The following is a 15,031-nucleotide window of genomic DNA, read 5'->3' on the forward strand; positions in this document are numbered from 1 at the left end:
GCCGCCCGCTGTCCCCCCTCGGGATGCCTCAGGGCGAGGCCTGCCGCGCGGGCGAGGCAGCGGCCGGCTCCAGCACGCACAGCCACAGCCGCTCTTCCTGCACGCAGCGCGTGCCGCGAATGGCGCGGAACTCGTGAAGCCGCTGGGGAATGGAGAGGTAGATGGTCTCCGGATCCAGCCTGCCTGCCCGGACATCGTCATCCAACCCCAGGCAGTACGGCTGGGCGCGCGCGTCATCCAGCCGCGCCACGTAGCCGCTGTTGAAGGTGAGCCCCAGCCGGTACGCGCGGTAGGCCCAGGGCTCGAAGTTCATGGGGCCCGCGCGGCAGCCCCGCCCCGAGCCGTCGTGCATCTGCGGCGGGTACATCACCAGGTGCTTGCGCCCCACGGCCGCCGCGCGCAGTGCCTCCGACGGAGGCGCGGTCCAATCCGAACCTCCCTGCGCCTGCCGGCCCTGCCCCAGGTTGAGGTCGAAGCCCTGCAGCACCACCGCCAGCGCCAGCAGTGACGGCGCCAAAGCGGGCCGCGGCAGCCGGATGAGCACGAGCGCGGAGCCCAGCGCCAGCAGGTAGTACAGCGGCCACACGAAGCGGCCGGAGGAACGGAACGGCTCCACCCACCGCATCACCGGTGCGTACAGGCTGGAGATGTCCGCGAGCAGCTCGCCGCGCAGGGTGATGCGGGAGGACAGCGCGAAGAAGAACAGCCCCAGCGCCACCAGCCCCACGGGAACGAACCGGCGCCACAGCCGCGCCACGGCCGGCGCGTCGCGCGCGACCAGGACGAGCGAGGCCCAGAGCGCGAAGAGCACACCGAGCCCCAGATAGCCGAAGCCCTCGTACTGGGCCCCCTGCCGGGGCAGGGCCCTCAGGAAGCGCGACCACACCGCGTCGCGGTGGTAGCCCAGCGGATTGATGAACGTCGCCAGGTCCGCGGAGAAGCCACCGAACGCGTCCGCGCCCAGCGTGCGGACCGTGCCGAGGTAGCCGAACACGTAGAAGAGCGCGAGCACGGCGCCCACGTTCACCACGGCCCCCAGCACCGGCCACCGCCAGGGCAGCCGCCTCTCCAGCGCGGTGCGCACGCACAGCGACACCGCGAGCGCCACCACCATGGCGGCAATCACCGGGTGCACGCCCGCGGCGAACACGCACAGCGCCAGCGCGATGCCCAGGGCCTGCTTCGCCTCGCGGGCGTCCCGCTGGGGCACCAGGTGCAGCCCCACCAGGAGGACCAGGGTCCAGTGCGCGCACAGGGCCTCGTGCGACATGCTCATGCGCGCCAGCAGCGTGGGCGACAGCACGAGCAGACCGCCCACCAGCCACTGCTGCGGCACCGACGCGCCCATCCGCCGCGCCACCCAGGCAGCCGCGGCGCCCTGGAGCATCAGGCACGCGCACATCCACGGGCCGATGTACTGGAAGTCGACCGGCAGCAGCGCGGAGAACGGCCGCAGCAGCACGCCCACCCAGGGGATGGCGTCCATGTAGCCGAGCGTCGTCCCGAGCGGATGGAGATACCCGTTGATGGCGCCCAGCGGGAAGCGCAGGGGCTCGTTGCGGAAGAACAGCCAGCCCAGCAGGTGCTGACTGAAGTCGTCACGGAAGAGCCACGCCAGCCGGGTCGGGTTCAGCGCCGCCGGGCCGTACAGCGCGAGGAAGGCCAGCAGCCCCACGCCAGCCGCGCCCAGCGGCCCCGCCTGCGCGGTGGCGAACGAGGTGACGGCCGCCAGGGTGCGCCGCAGCCGCTCGGGCAGGGCGGGCCTCATGGGCGGCACTCACCCAAGGCAGCGGAAGCAGAGGTGTCGCGCGCTTCGGGCATGGAGGCGCCGCTTGAAGCACAGCCGTTTCCGGCGCGTCAAGCCGCCCCCGCGCAGGCGGGAGCGCCGCTTGACTCCAGCTCCATGGCATCCACGTCCACGGGCTCGGCGGTGAGCCGCCAGAGCGCCTCCTCGAGGAAGCGCACCGCGCCGCGCAGGTCCGACGATGCGGCCTCCGGGGGCGCGCTCCGGGCCCGGGCGAGGCGCTGCCGCACCGACTCGAACGCCCGCTGCGTCCGCTCGGTGTCGTCTCGCGCGGCCCGCGCCTCCGCCAGGTCCACCGACGCGCGAAGCAGCCAGGCCAGCTCACGCAGCACCGGGTCGTCGCGCAGCTCCGGCGCGCCCTCCAGCACGACGAAGCTCGCCTCCGCCGCCGCGGCGTCGCCCACGCATGCCTCCACCACGGCCCGGTACACCGCGAAGCGCAGCACCTGCCCCCGCGACACCTGGCCCAGACCTGACACCGCCTCCGACAGCCGGGCCCAGGCCTCGCTCCACGCGCCCAGCGACAGCTCCGCGCGTCCCAGCTCGCCCAGGGCGCAGCCCTCCAGGAGCCGCTGCCCCAGCTGTCCGCCAATCCGGGCCGCGGCCTGCAGGTGCTCGCGCGCCTCCTGGGGCCGGCCTTCCTCCAGCAGGTAGCAGCCCAGGTTGAGCCGCGCCAGCGCGTGCCCCGCGCGGTCACCCACGCTGGCCGAGCGCGCCATCGCCTCCTCCAGCAGGCCCATGGCCTCGCGCGTGCGGCCCATCTCGCCAATCGCCACCGCGCAGTTGGTGAGGAAGCCCACCTCGAACGTCACGTCGCCCACGCCGTGGAACAGCGCCTGCGCCGCGCGCAGGTGGGGAATGGCGGCCTCCGCGCCGCAGCGCGCCTGCTCCACCAGCCCCAGGTTTCCCACGGTGTAGGCCTCCAGCCAGCGGTCGCCCTCGGAGGACAAGAGCCGCGCGTCGCGCACCAGCGCCCAGGCCTGGGACAGCTCGCCCTCGTGACGGGCGACAATCGACAGGTCCACCAGCACGCGCTTCTCGCCCGCCACCGCCCCCAGCGTCCGCAGCAAGGCGCACGCCACCTCCAGGTCCTTGCGCGCCAGGTCCAGGTGCCCCGCCTCCAGGTACACCCGGCCTCGCACCGCCACGGCCTCGGCCACCAGCCGGGGCGCCACCCGCACCCGCTCCGCCCGCGCCAGCGCCGCGTCCAGCCGCTCGAGCAGCAGCCGCACCGGGCCTCGCGCCACCACTTCCGGCTCCAGCGCCACCAGCGCCTCCAGGGCGCGCTCCACCGAGCGAGCGGTGACGGGCGTCACGGCCAGCGCGTTGTCACAGGCCGCCAGCAGGTTCTCCCGCTCCTGTGCCAGCCGCTGCAGGGCCTCCGCGCCGTCCTGGCAACGCACCTGCGCGCGCAGGCTCCGGGCCAGCCCCAGGTACCAGTCCGCATGTCGCTCGGCCAGCTCCGCCGCCGAGCCCTCCTCGGCGAGCCGGGCCGCGGCGTACTGGCGGATGCTCTCGTACTGTCCCAGCCGCGCCTCCCCGCCAGGCAGCTCCGCGTCCAGCACCCGCAGGAGCGACTTGGAGCGCAGCGACTGGAGCACGTCCAGCACGGCGGGCCCGTCCGAAGGCAGCCCCAGCACCGCCTCCGCCGCCTCCAGCGTGAAGCCGCCGCGGAACACCGAGCACCGCGCCAGCGCCGCGCGCTCCTCCGGCTCCAGCAGGTTCCAGGACCAGTCGATGGCCCCGCGCAGCGTCGCCTGCCGCGCGCGCCCGTCCCGGCGCCCCGCGCGCAGCAGCTCGAAGCGACGCGACAGCCGCTCGCGAAGCTGCCCCACGCTGAGCAGCGCCATCCGCGCCGCGGCCAGCTCGATGGCCAGGGCGATGCCATCCAGCTGCCTCACGATGTCCGCCACCAGGGGCGCCTCCTCCGCCGTCAGCTCGAAGTGCCCCCGGGCCTCGCGCGCCCGCAGCGCGAACAGGCGCACCGCGTCCGCGCGGGCCAGCTCTTCCAGCCGGGACTCGCCCTCTTCCGGCACCGACAGCGGCGTCAAGTCCAGGAGCCGCTCGCCACTCAGCCCCAGCGCCTCGCGCGACGTGGCGAGGAAGCGCGCGCGTGGCGCCAGTTGGAGCCAGCGCCCCAACGTGGCGGGCAGGTGCTGCACGGCCTGCTCCAGGTTGTCGAGGATGACGAGCACGTCCCCGCAGTCGTTCAGCGCGCGCCCCAGCCGCTCCACCGGCTCGGTGGGGTCGCCATCGCCGCGCAGGGTGATGCCCAGCGCCTGGCCCACGGTGAGGCAGAGCGCCTCCACCGTCCGGGCCTCGGCCAGCTCACACAGCCAGACGCCGCCTTCCCACGCGCCCGACTCCAGCTCCAGCGCGCCGACGTACGTCGCCAGCCGCGTCTTGCCCATGCCACCCGGGCCCAGCAGCGTGAGCAGCCGCGCGCCGTCCGCCAGCCAGCGGCGGAGCACCCCCAGCTCCAGCCCCCGGCCCACCAACCCATCCTGGAGCACCGGCACATTGCCCTGCCTGTCTCGCGGCGCGCGCGGCACCCCGAAGCGACGCTCCGACAGGTGCGCGGGGAGCACCTCCACCAGCGCCACGGCATCGTCGATGCCCTTCAGCCGGAAGGCGCCCAGGGGCCGCACCGCGGGCCGGCCCAGGGCCTCCAGCGCCTGCGCCGCCTGCGCCCACGCGCTGCCGCTCACCAGCACCTGCCCCCCATGGCCGGCTGCGGCCACGCGCGCCGCCACGTTCACCATGCGCCCCAGGTAGTCGGTGCGGCCGGAGCGTGCGTCAACCCGGCAGTCGGGCTCTCCCACGTGCACGCCCATGCGCACCCGCAGCCCGCGGAACAGCAGCCCGCGGGAGCCCACCTCTTCCGCCGCCTCCGGCTGCGCGAGGATGTCCGCCGGCCACGCCGCGCGCAGCAGCGCGTCCTGGGCCTCCAGGCACCACGCCAGCGCGTCCAGCACGGAGGGGAACGCAATCATGAAGGAGTCGCCCTGCGTCTTCACCTCGTAGCCGGTGCTGCCCACCAGGAGCGAGCGCAGGACGCGGTCATGGACCTCCAGCGCGCCGCGCATGCCGGCGCCACAGCGCTCCCACAGCCGCGTGGAGCCCTGGACGTCGGTGAAGACCAGGGCCACCGAGCCCTCGGGAGGTACCGCGGCGGCGGCCGGCGGCTCGTGCCCGGGCAGAGCCCTCAGCATGCTCGCCGCCGAGCCTGCCATCCTTCTCGAGGACCCATCACCCATCATCGCCCGCTCCTGCGATGCCAGTTCCCGCTGAAGAGATGACACCACGCGGGAGCCACACCGCCCACGCGCGACGGGCACATGCTCCGGGCCTCAACACAGGCAGCATCCATCAACCGACGGAAGCTCGCGGACGCGTCCACAACGCCACGGCCCCCTCGTCCCGCGAGGCACGTCCCCCAGGTCCTCCCGCGCCCCACTCCCGGCAGGCATCGACTGTCCGTGACTGCAAACATCACCCGGGGGTGCCGGTTGACCGCACGCATTGGTGGCGCAATTTTGCGCGCCGGCCATCCCGCCTCATGCCCGCACTCCTCGAAATGGCCTCGCCCGGGCACTCGCACCGCGAGCCTCCCGGCGACCTGGACCCACTTGGGGAGTCGATGAAAAAGACACTGTTTTCGAAGACGTTGCCGATGCTCGCCGTGACGACACTGGGCCTGGTCGGCTGCGAGCCCATGACCTCGGAGGCACCGCCGCCCGCGGGCGTGCGGGCGCAACCACAGGAGTCGGTCAACGGACTGTCCTTCAATGGCCTGTCGTTCAACGGCCTGTCGTTCAACGGGCTGTCGTTCAACGGGCTGTCCTTCAATGGCCTGTCGTCGACGGCCTTCTCCACGTGGTTCCAGGCCAACCCCACCCTGGCCGACATGGCGATGCGCTACGTGGTCCGCTGCGCGGTGCCCGCGGGCCAGACGCGCAGCTACACGTCACCCTCCACCGGGTTGCAGTACACCTGGGAGGGCGGGCTGGGGCTGGCCCCGGGTTGGGCCTCGGGCGCCGCGGCCACGCTGGCCGAGCAGCAGGTCGTCTCCGCCTGCCTCGCGGCCCATGGCAACCGGCTGGGTGAGTCGCTGCTCATCTCCGTCCTGGGCCGCGACGGCATGGGCAACGTCATCCCGTACACTGCGGGCGAGCTCTCCACCTACTCCCGGCAGGAGTCGTGCTTCTTCGGCAACCTCTTCCTGGACGAAGGCATCCACGTTGGCGCGGACCGCGCGCCGCTGGGCCCCCAGGAGAGCACCTCACGCGCCTGCGCGGGGCTGCTCCACGACGGCACGGAGGCGCAAGTCCCCTGCGCGCCAATGGTGTACGTGGGCGCCTGCGCGTCGCACTGCGCGCTGGACGCCAGCGGCCTCTTCTACGAGTCCTGCACGCTCGACGGCGTCACCTACCTCCCCATCACCACGCGCCTGTCGCCCGCGGATGTGAAGGAATGTGGGGACGGCGTGTGCCAGGCCACCGAGCAATGCGGCACGTCCAGCCGGTACGACAGCTGCGCACTGGATTGCGGCCCCTGCCCCTGAGCGGCGCGAGCGTCCGCTGGTAGACGCTTCGCCACGCGCTGCCCGCGGAATGCATTGGAAGGTGCATGGGCGTGACTACTTCCCTGGAACCCCTTGCCCTGGCGGTTCGCTCCCATGCACCTCCTCCCTGCCCACCTCCTCTTGCGCCTGCCCTGCGCGCTGCTCGTCGCGAGCGCGCTGCTGGCCTTCCCCTCCCACGCCCAGACCACGCCACTGGAGGACAACAACCGCATCACCGCGGGCTACATCGAGCTGGCCTATGACATTGGTGGCCTGCTGGACCCCAACCTCACCCCGGGCGGCGCCAGCGCCGTGCGGCCCAACTGGTTCGTCTTCGCGCCACACGCCTCCCGCACCGGAGGCGAAGGGCTGCTCGGCGCGTCGCTGGCCCGGAGCATCATCCGCGCCGCCCGCGGTCAGCCCTCGCTGTCGCTCCAGCAGGCGCTGGGCCGCGTCGGCCTGTCGGCCCACCTGCACCTGTCCGTGGAGCAGCTGGGCCTGCAGCTGGTGTTGTCCGGCCTGCCCTTCGACGCGGCGGCCTCGCTCGCCTCGCTCACGACGGCGCTGAACGCCGCGGCGCTGCTGGACCCGCGCACGCTGCTCGCCACCGCGGCCCGCTTCGCCGCGCTCTACGCGAGCGCCCCCGGCTGGCACCCGCTCGACAAGGCGGAGCGCGTGGTGGACACGCTGGAGCGCACGCTGAACGAGAGCAACCTCGCCATCTTCAATGACATCGGCGGCTCCGGGCGCCTCTACATGAACTGGCGCGCCAGCGCGGGCGTGGTGACGCCCGAGCGCGTGCTGACGGAGTTCACACTGGTAGACGCGGTGCCCGCCCAGTCCCGGCTGGCGTATGACTACGCGCTCGCCCACGCCTTCGACACGCCCCGCCCGTTCGAGTTCGACACCCTCTTCCCGGGTATGCACTGGAAGAGCCTGCTGGTGGCGGCCTTCGCGCTGTACGAGGAGGCCCGCCTGGCGCCCACCCCGGCCGCGCGCGATGCGCTGATTGCCATGGGCAACAACTACATCGCCTGGCGCGAGCAGCACGACATGGCCCAGCCCGTCTTCTCGCCCGCCGTCCAGCGCCCGGACGAAGTGTCACGCGTCGAGCTGCTGCGCGCCATCACCCCGCTGCTGTCCACGGACTTCGGGACGATGACGTGGACCTATGCGGACTTCGCCTACAGCCAGCCGGACCGGGACGGCAACCCGCTCACCTCGCCGCCCACTGAGTACAACTGGGCCGTCTTCTGGGACCGCTGGACGGGCATCCTCTTCGCATTCGACGCGGCCTATCTTCAGCCCACGGCGCTCTGGGTCATGCCTGAACCCCTGGTGGACCCCACGGCGGCAGCGAACGGAGGCTGAGCGCGCATGGGTGAGTCGGGGCCTGGGGGGGGCCGGAAACGGGGACGGCGGGACAGGCCTCGCGAGGCCTCTGATGCGTCGCATGCCGCCGCGAGCGACGCGCCAGATGGCTTGACGCCCCCGGATGGCCGGGAGACCTTCCCAGCCCCCATGAGACTTGCTCCGTCTTCCGAGCCCGGTCGTTCCTCGGAGCACGCCCCCTCCACCGAGCTGCCCGCTCACGCCGCCGACGAAGCCGGCCTGTCCGCCGAGGCCCGCCTCTGCGTGCTGCAGGAGATGATGGGCGAGGCCTTCTTCACGCTCGACGCCCGCGGCTGCGTGCGCGAGCTGAACGCGCGCGCCGCCGCCCTGCTGGGCCTGCCGGCCGAGCAGGTACGAGGCCGCGAGCCCTGGCTCGCCCAGCCCGAGCTGGCGGGCACGGCGCTCCATGAGCGGCTGATGACGGCGCTCACCGCGCGCGAGGGCGGACGCTTCCTCGCGGAGTTGCCGTCGCGGACCTGGTTGGAGGTGACGGTCCGCGTGGTGGGCGACGAGACGTGGGTGCTGGCCGCCGACATCACCCAGCGCCAGCTCGCCGAGAGCGAGGTGGCACGCATCGAGGAGCGCTACCGCCAGCTGGGTGAGCGCTTCCAGGTGGCGCTCGACTCGGCACAGATGGCCGTCTGGGAGACGAACCTCGTCACCGGCCAGGTGTTCCGCTCCGAGGCGCATGACCGGCTCTACGGCTACGCGCAGCCCCAGGCGGAGTGGACGCACGAGAAGTTCCTCGCCTCCATCCACCCGGAGGACCGCGCGGAGGTGGAGGCGCAGGTCTCCTCCATCTTCACCCAGCACGTGGACGCCTATACCTCCACCTTCCGCACCCGCTGGCCGGATGGCAGCTGGCACTGGCTCACCAGCCGCGCGCGCGTGATTCGGGACGCCAGCGGCGACGTGGCGGTGGTGCGCGGCGCCATCCTGGACATCACCGCGCTGAAGGAGACGGAGGCCGCGCTGCAGCAAGCGGTGCGCACGCGGGACGACTTCCTCTCCATGGCCAGCCATGAGCTGCGCACGCCGCTGACCTCGCTGCGGCTCCAGGTCCAGACGCTGCGGCGGCTGGGGACCACCGCGCCCACGGAAGTGCTCGGCTCGGACAAGGTCGCCGGGAAGCTGGACAACACGGAGCGTCAGCTCCGGCGGCTGGGCGCGCTGGTGGACAACCTGCTGGACGTCAGCCGCATCCAGACGGGGAAGCTGGACTTCCAGTTCGCGGATGGGGACTTGTCAGGGGTGGTGACGGACGTCGTCTCCCGCTTCACCGAGGAGGCACGGCTGGCGGGGGTGCGCCTGGACGCGCACGTGGACACTCCGGCGCAGGCGCGCTTCGACCGGCTGCGCATGGAGCAGGTGGTGAGCAACCTGCTCAGCAACGCCTTCCGCTACGGCGCGGGCAAGCCCGTGAAGGTGTCGCTGACGTGTGAGCCGCAGGTCATCCGCTTGAGGGTGCAGGACAGTGGCCCAGGAATCCCCTCAGCGGACCGCGACCGCGTCTTCGAGCGGTTCACCCAGGGCGACAACGCCCAGCGGCGCGGCGGCCTGGGCCTGGGGCTCCACATCGTCCGGCAGATCGTCGAGGCACACGGCGGCCGCGTCCACGTGGAGGAGGCGCCCGGTGGCGGGGCCGCCTTCGTGGTGGAGTTGCCGCGGTAGGTCTTGCGACCTCCCGCCTCGCGGGGAGGGTGTGACATCCACGCTTGAACACATGCGGGGGCTGCGCCACGTGCCTCGAACCGCTCACCCTCCGATTTCTTACACCCTGACGCCTTCCGGAAAGGACATGGCGCCATCAATGAACCGGGGCTTGCCAAACTCGTGCATCATGCAGTCACGGTTCGATGCCCGGCGGATGCCGCATGCGCCTGATGCATGCTCGCGCCGGCCTTCCGCCTGGAGGCGCTCGCATGTGGGTTGAGAGCATCATCATGCCGCGCGAGGATGACCTGGCGCCCTACGTCCCCGCGCCCCAGCGGGACCGGCGCAGCGGCCTCCAGTCCGCCATGGACGAGAGCCGGAAGCTGCGCGACGCGGTGCAACGCTTCGTCAGCGCCCATGACTTGTCGGACGGAGTGAAGTGGCTCAGCGAGCCGGGGTTCCTCCCCGTCATCACCATCCACTGCACGGACTTCGCGCTGGCCAGGCTGCGCGAAGCCGCGGACTTCGTGGTGGGCTGCGCCGCGCCCATCGACGCCTACCCCCCACTGGTGGGGACGCAGGGCCAGGTGGCTCCCGAGGCGCTGCTCACGTCCACCCTTCCGCACCTGCAGCACCGCGTCTGAGCGCGCGCTAGGGCGTGGGGATGCGCCGGTAGCGCGCCGCGCAGAGCTGGTAGACGGCGTACCCGACGAGCCCCAACGCCACCACGCCCAGAAGCCAGGGTCCGAAGGGCTGCGCCGCCAGCGTCCCCAGTGCCTCGCCCAGGCCCCCGGCTTCTCCCGGGTCCGCTCGCAGCGCGGCCTGGATGAAGAACCAGCCCACCAGCAGGAACACCACGCCCCGCGCGGCGACACCGGCCTTGCAGATGCGCTCGACCTCGGTCCGCCTGCGCGCGGCCAGTCCGGACAGCGACAGCTTCTCCAGCATGCGCCCCTTCCAGGCCCGGTAGAGCTGGTAACCGGCGAACGCCATCACCGACACGCCCACGAGGACGACCAGGGCCTGACCGAAGGGCTGGGACAGCAGCTTCGCGGTGAGGCTCTGGTTGCCGCCGCCACCGCCATCGCGGCCCTGGAAGACGTTGAACGCGGTGAGCGCGAGACTGGCGTGGAGCACCCCGCTGCCCGCCATGCCCACCCGCGCCGCCACGCCTTTGCCGGAGCGGCCCTTGCCTTCCAAATCCCAGGCGGCCTGCGCGAAGCGCCAGAGCGCGAAGGCCAGCAGCCCCACTCCCAGCAGCACGAGCAACACCGAGCCGAAGGGCTGGCGCGCCACTTCCTCGACGGCGCCGTGGGTGTCCGTCGTCTGGCCTCCCTCACCCGCGGCCAGCATCAACGCCAACACGCCAATCACCGCGTAGACGGCCGCACGCGCGGTGTAGCCCGCCCGGGCCGCCCACACCACGCCGCTCCGGCTCGCCTCCCGTCCTGTCCGAGTCACCCGCTGGATGTCGGGCCGACGCAACGTCCCGGTCGCCATGCCTCGTCGTTCCTTTCCGGTGCCACCTGCTCCAGGGCCACCTGCCGCAACCGAGAGGACACGATGCACATGGCCATGCCGCTCCCCAACGGGCGCTCGCCCGGCCGGCCGCCCAGTCCCTTTGGACAAGGGTCCGCCTCAACCGAAGCGCGCTTGGAACGCACGCAGGTTGGGTCCATCGCCCCGGTGTTCGTAGACGGCGAAGACGACATGCTCGAAGGCGCCAGGCAGCGAGCTCAGCGCGAGGGGCCTGACAGGAACAGCGCGGCCCGGTGCGACGTGTATGAGGTCCACCAGCCTACCGGTGAAGGACGACCCGGGAGCCACACCTACCCTGGCGCCAGCTGAATTCGTGGCACGCGGCGCCGGAGTCGTGCAGGAATCCGCGCCATGAAACTCTTCTATTCGCCCGGTGCCTGTTCGCTGTCGCCGCACATCATCCTTCGCGAGGGTGGCTTCACCTTCACGCTCGAGAAGGTCGACATCCGCGCCAAGAAGACGGAGACGGGCGCGGACTTCGTCGCCATCAACCCCAAGGGCTATGTCCCGGCGCTCCAGCTGGATGACGGCAGCCTCCTGACGGAAGGCCCCGCCATCGTCCAGTTCCTCGCGGACCAGGTCCCCGACAAGAAGCTGGCCCCGGCCAACGGCACCCTGGAGCGCTACCGCCTCCAGGAGGCGCTCAACTACATCTCCACGGAGATTCACAAGGGCTTCAGCCCCCTCTTCAACCCGGCGTTCCCGGACGAGGGCAAGCGCCTGACGCGTGAGAGGCTGGCGCTGCGCCTGGGCGTGATGGAGGCCGTGGTGGCGAAGCAGGCGTTCGTCCTGGGTGACCAGTTCACCGTGGCCGACGCGTACCTGTACACGGTGCTCAACTGGACCCGTCACACCCAGGTGGACCTCGAGCCCTTCCCGGCGCTGCGCGCCTACCACGCGCGCGTCGCGGACCGCCCCTCCGTGCAGGAGGCGCTGAAGGCCGAAGGCCTCGCGAAGTGACGACCGCCTTCGTCAAGCTGCTCGTCGCGGACAGCACGCGCTCGGTGGCCTTCTATGAAGCGCTGGGCTTCGAGCGCGTGAGTGCCGAGCCGCCCTTCGTCCACCTCCGGTGGGCGAACGCGCTGGACGTGTACCTCATCACCCCTCCGCCGCAGCTGAAGCTGGAGGGGCGACGCGGCACGGGTGTCCTCATCGGCTTCCGGGCCGAGGCACCGCACACCGTGGACGAGGTGCTCCTGCGGGCCCAGGCCCAGGGCGCCGCCGTGGACGGCCCCACGATTCAGCCCTGGTACACCCGGGAGCTCATCGTCACCGACCCCGACGGCTACCGGCTGAACTTCATCGAGCCCGCGTAGTCCGTTCCACCGCCGGACGGGACGAGCGGCCTTCCTCCAAGGCCGCCGTCCCCCACGCCGCGTGTTGACGCCGTGCGTTCCAAGCACGCCCCCCTGCTCCTGGGCTGGCTCCAGATATACTGGCAATCCACTAAAACCAGGAGGTCGCATGCGAGGACTTGTCGGAGCAGTGCTGGCCGTTGGACTGCTGATGGGCTGCGGAGGAATCGAGGAGGCCGCGGAGCCCCAGGGCGTCGGCGACAACGGCGAGGTCCAGGCGATGGCGTGCAGCGACTGTGGCTGGCTCTTCGTGCGCTGCATGTCGCGCGCGCAGACGCCCGAGGCAGAGCAGCAGTGTGAGGAGTCGCGGCTGCTCTGCGAGTTCACCTTCTGTGAGTGCCCAGGCCTCGGCTGTCCCAGCGCGCAGGCGGAGTAGTTTCGCGGTGGGTTGACGCCTGTCGTCCCTGCACGTCGACCTGGAAGGACAGGTCGGCGTGCAGGCGCGGCGACGGCGCCCGGCAGGCACCTCCCCGAGCGGCTTCACGCCGCGGACGTGGTGCATCGCCTCGAGCCGTGGAAGCGGGTTCCTCCACCGGTTACGGTGCGGGCCTGCTGTCCCATGGAATCCCGCGTCGCCGCCCTCTTCGCGCACGTCCGCGAGCACGCCGAGAACCGCCCAGGCGTCTACCGGATGCTGGGGCCGTCCGACGAGGTGCTCTACGTAGGCAAGTCGGTGCGCGTGCGCACGCGGCTGCTGTCCTACTTCCGCGCGGACGAGCATGAGAAGGCCGCGGAAATCATCGCCCATGCGCACCGCATCGACTGGGAGTACACGCCCAGCGAGTTCGCCGCGCTGCTTCACGAGTTCCGGCTCATCAAGGCGCAGCGGCCTCTCTACAATGTGGAGCACAAGCGCGACCGGGGACACTGCTTCATCCACCTCACGCGCGAGGCCGTGCCACGCCTGCGCGTGGTGGGCCGGGTCAACGGCGAGAGCGGCGACTACTACGGGCCCTTCCACGGCCGGAGCGCCGTGTCCGACGTGGTGCGCGCGGTGAGCGACCTGCTCGAGCTGCGCGACTGCGCGGCGGACACCCCCATGAGGCTGGCCGACCAGGGCCAGCTCTTCCCGCTGAAGCAGGAGCCGCTGTGCATGCGAGGCCAGCTCTCCCGCTGCCTGGCGCCGTGCGCCGCGGGCTGCACCCAAGCCGAGTACGGCGCGCGCGTCGTCCAGGCCCGCGCCTTCCTCGAAGGCACGTCCGACACACCGCTGACGCTGCTGCGAGAGCGCATGGCGCTGGCGGCCCGCAGGCTCCAGTTCGAGTACGCCGCGGAGCTGCGTGACAGGGCGGAGCGCCTGGAGCAGATGCGAGGCTGGGTGGTGGAGCTGAGCCGGATGCTCAAGCGCCTCACCTTCGTGTACCCGGTGCCCGGACACGGCGGCGAGGACCGCGTCTACGTGGTGCGCAGGGGCAGCGTGCGCGCGGAGCTGCCCGCGCCCGTCACCCCCGAGCAACACCGGGCGCTGGAGGCGACGGCCCGCGAAATCTTCGAGCGGCCCGAGCCGGAGACGCTGGGCTTCCGCGCGCACGAGGCGCAGGAGGTCATGCTCATCGCCCGCTGGTTCCGCCTGCACCCCGAGGAGCTGAACGTGGGGCGCTATCAACCGGCAGGGCCCATGTGTCCAACTTGTTAACCACCGCGGGCAGCCGAGCCTGACAACCCTGCTCCTTCGATGTCGCACCCTCCAGGGCGACGTCAGCTCCCTCGCTCCAATCGACGAATCGGGCGGTCTGTTCGCCGGAAGCGCGAGAAGTATGGCCCGAGGATGCGCCCGCGTTCGGCTGCTCGTGTGCGGTGCCGTCCGGCGGCCCGCGTCGCCCCTTCAACAGGTGCCCATCCCGCTCATGCGCCCTTGGCCTCGAGCAGACCGCGGATCTTCATCGCATCCGCCTCCTCCACCGGGTTGTAGATCAGCAGGGTCAGGTCAGGCCGGCCATCCACCGCGAAAGACGAATACTCCAGCGCGATGGAGCCAAGCACGGGGTGGCGCAGCCGCTTCACGCCCTCGCCGAAACTTCTCACATCGTTGTCGCGCCACATCGCCGCGAACTCCGGGCTGTCACGGCAGAGCTCATCCACCAGCGGTTGCACGGTCTGAGCCGCCCCGGCGCGTGCCGCGTCGCCGCGAAACACGCCGACCACGAAACGCGCCACCGCTTCCCAATCGAAATTGAGCTCGCGCGCCCCCGGGTTCAGGAAAAGCTGGCGCAGCACATTGCGGCGATCCGGCGGCAGCGTGCCATAGTCGGTCAGCACGACCGTCGCGGCGCGATTCCAGGCCACGATGTCCCAGGTCGCGGTGCGCACCATCGCCGGGCAAACGCCCATGGCGTCCAGCACGCGCTGCAAGCGCGGCGTGACACCTCCAAAGGGCCGATACCGCACCTCCGGCGGCCGGCCCAGCCCCAGCAGGAACAAGTGCTCGCGCTCGACGTCGGTCAGCATCAATGCCTGCGCAATGCGGTCCAGCACCTGCGCCGAAGGCGCGCCACCGCGCCCCTGCTCCAGCCAGCTGTACCAGGTGGGGCTGATGTTGGCCCGCTGGGCTACCTCTTCGCGCCGCAGTCCGGACGTGCGTCGCCGGCCGGCCGGATAGCCCAGCGCGACAGGATCGAGACGGGCGCGCCGCTCCCGCAAATAGGCGCCGAGCGAAGACTCCTTAACCATGAGCCCATCCTGTTGAACGTTATACCTGGATAATCTCTCGACTTTAACAGGATG

The 15,031-nt window shown here is 71.7% G+C and carries 12 protein-coding genes; 8 read left to right on the forward strand and 4 right to left on the reverse strand.

All coding sequences use genetic code 11. From position 1 onward, the window contains the following. Nucleotides 1-28: 28 nt before the first annotated feature. Together VZL07_RS07040 and VZL07_RS07045 are read right to left on the reverse strand one after the other, a co-directional pair. Nucleotides 29-1,768: a DUF6311 domain-containing protein gene (locus VZL07_RS07040; protein WP_426754578.1), complete on the reverse strand. Its 1,740-nt coding sequence runs from the start codon at nucleotides 1,766-1,768 to the stop codon at nucleotides 29-31. Between the two features lie 89 nt (nucleotides 1,769-1,857). Next, nucleotides 1,858-5,016: an ATP-binding protein gene (locus tag VZL07_RS07045; protein WP_426754579.1), complete on the reverse strand. Its 3,159-nt coding sequence runs from the start codon at nucleotides 5,014-5,016 to the stop codon at nucleotides 1,858-1,860. A gap of 428 nt (nucleotides 5,017-5,444) precedes the next feature. Here VZL07_RS07045 and VZL07_RS07050 point away from each other — a divergent pair, with 428 nt between their 5' ends. From VZL07_RS07050 to VZL07_RS07065, 4 genes are all read left to right on the forward strand, one after another. Continuing rightward, entirely contained in the window at nucleotides 5,445-6,368 is a 924-nt protein-coding gene (locus VZL07_RS07050; protein ID WP_426754581.1) for a hypothetical protein, read from the forward strand. Between the two features lie 114 nt (nucleotides 6,369-6,482). Next, the gene (locus tag VZL07_RS07055) at nucleotides 6,483-7,739 is read left to right on the forward strand and encodes a hypothetical protein (protein ID WP_426754582.1); all 1,257 of its coding nucleotides are present in this window, start codon (nucleotides 6,483-6,485) and stop codon (nucleotides 7,737-7,739) included. A gap of 6 nt (nucleotides 7,740-7,745) precedes the next feature. Next, complete coding sequence (locus VZL07_RS07060) at nucleotides 7,746-9,431, forward strand: PAS domain-containing sensor histidine kinase (RefSeq protein WP_426754583.1); 1,686 nt, start codon at nucleotides 7,746-7,748, stop codon at nucleotides 9,429-9,431. 251 nt (nucleotides 9,432-9,682) lie between these two features. Then, nucleotides 9,683-10,057 carry a hypothetical protein gene (locus tag VZL07_RS07065; protein ID WP_426754584.1) on the forward strand — a complete coding sequence of 125 codons (375 nt, stop codon included), beginning with the start codon at nucleotides 9,683-9,685 and terminating at the stop codon, nucleotides 10,055-10,057. 7 nt (nucleotides 10,058-10,064) lie between these two features. Here the strand turns inward: VZL07_RS07065 and VZL07_RS07070 are convergent, their stop codons facing one another. Continuing rightward, on the reverse strand, nucleotides 10,065-10,913 hold the full coding sequence (locus VZL07_RS07070) for a DUF1206 domain-containing protein (protein WP_426754585.1): 849 nt from the start codon (nucleotides 10,911-10,913) through the stop codon (nucleotides 10,065-10,067). 390 nt (nucleotides 10,914-11,303) lie between these two features. On the opposite strand from VZL07_RS07070, the gene gstA reads away from it, so the two are divergent. The 4 genes from gstA to VZL07_RS07090 all read left to right on the forward strand — a co-directional run bounded on the left by gstA (nucleotide 11,304) and on the right by VZL07_RS07090 (nucleotide 13,943). Next, nucleotides 11,304-11,912 (forward strand): glutathione transferase GstA, encoded by a 609-nt coding sequence (gstA, locus tag VZL07_RS07075; RefSeq protein WP_426754586.1) that lies wholly within the window; start codon nucleotides 11,304-11,306, stop codon nucleotides 11,910-11,912. Continuing rightward, nucleotides 11,909-12,268 carry a VOC family protein gene (locus tag VZL07_RS07080; protein ID WP_426754587.1) on the forward strand — a complete coding sequence of 120 codons (360 nt, stop codon included), beginning with the start codon at nucleotides 11,909-11,911 and terminating at the stop codon, nucleotides 12,266-12,268. Before gstA ends, VZL07_RS07080 begins: the two co-directional genes overlap by 4 nt. A gap of 148 nt (nucleotides 12,269-12,416) precedes the next feature. Continuing rightward, complete coding sequence (locus tag VZL07_RS07085) at nucleotides 12,417-12,683, forward strand: hypothetical protein (protein WP_426754588.1); 267 nt, start codon at nucleotides 12,417-12,419, stop codon at nucleotides 12,681-12,683. Nucleotides 12,684-12,866: 183 nt separating this feature from the next. Then, nucleotides 12,867-13,943, forward strand: coding sequence for a UvrB/UvrC motif-containing protein (locus VZL07_RS07090; protein WP_426754589.1), 1,077 nt, complete (start codon nucleotides 12,867-12,869; stop codon nucleotides 13,941-13,943). Between the two features lie 209 nt (nucleotides 13,944-14,152). On the opposite strand, the gene VZL07_RS07095 is transcribed toward VZL07_RS07090, so the two are convergent. Then, nucleotides 14,153-14,977: a helix-turn-helix transcriptional regulator gene (locus VZL07_RS07095; RefSeq protein WP_426754590.1), complete on the reverse strand. Its 825-nt coding sequence runs from the start codon at nucleotides 14,975-14,977 to the stop codon at nucleotides 14,153-14,155. Nucleotides 14,978-15,031: the final 54 nt, after the last annotated feature.

The sequence above is a fragment of the Pseudomyxococcus flavus genome (assembly GCF_050038885.1).
GTDB classification, from domain to species: domain Bacteria; phylum Myxococcota; class Myxococcia; order Myxococcales; family Myxococcaceae; genus Myxococcus; species Myxococcus flavus.

Bases quoted from the DNA above. Each gene is read 5' to 3' on its own strand.
- VZL07_RS07050 (WP_426754581.1), top strand. From the start codon at position 5,445: ATGAAAAAGACACTGTTTTCGAAGACGTTGCCGATGCTCGCCGTGACG.
- VZL07_RS07055 (WP_426754582.1), top strand. From the start codon at position 6,483: ATGCACCTCCTCCCTGCCCACCTCCTCTTGCGCCTGCCCTGCGCGCTG.
- VZL07_RS07090 (WP_426754589.1), top strand. From the start codon at position 12,867: ATGGAATCCCGCGTCGCCGCCCTCTTCGCGCACGTCCGCGAGCACGCC.
- VZL07_RS07095 (WP_426754590.1), bottom strand. From the start codon at position 14,977: ATGGTTAAGGAGTCTTCGCTCGGCGCCTATTTGCGGGAGCGGCGCGCC.
- VZL07_RS07060 (WP_426754583.1), top strand. From the start codon at position 7,746: ATGGGTGAGTCGGGGCCTGGGGGGGGCCGGAAACGGGGACGGCGGGAC.
- VZL07_RS07045 (WP_426754579.1), bottom strand. From the start codon at position 5,016: ATGCTGAGGGCTCTGCCCGGGCACGAGCCGCCGGCCGCCGCCGCGGTA.
- VZL07_RS07085 (WP_426754588.1), top strand. From the start codon at position 12,417: ATGCGAGGACTTGTCGGAGCAGTGCTGGCCGTTGGACTGCTGATGGGC.
- VZL07_RS07040 (WP_426754578.1), bottom strand. From the start codon at position 1,768: ATGAGGCCCGCCCTGCCCGAGCGGCTGCGGCGCACCCTGGCGGCCGTC.
- gstA (WP_426754586.1), top strand. From the start codon at position 11,304: ATGAAACTCTTCTATTCGCCCGGTGCCTGTTCGCTGTCGCCGCACATC.
- VZL07_RS07065 (WP_426754584.1), top strand. From the start codon at position 9,683: ATGTGGGTTGAGAGCATCATCATGCCGCGCGAGGATGACCTGGCGCCC.
- VZL07_RS07070 (WP_426754585.1), bottom strand. From the start codon at position 10,913: ATGGCGACCGGGACGTTGCGTCGGCCCGACATCCAGCGGGTGACTCGG.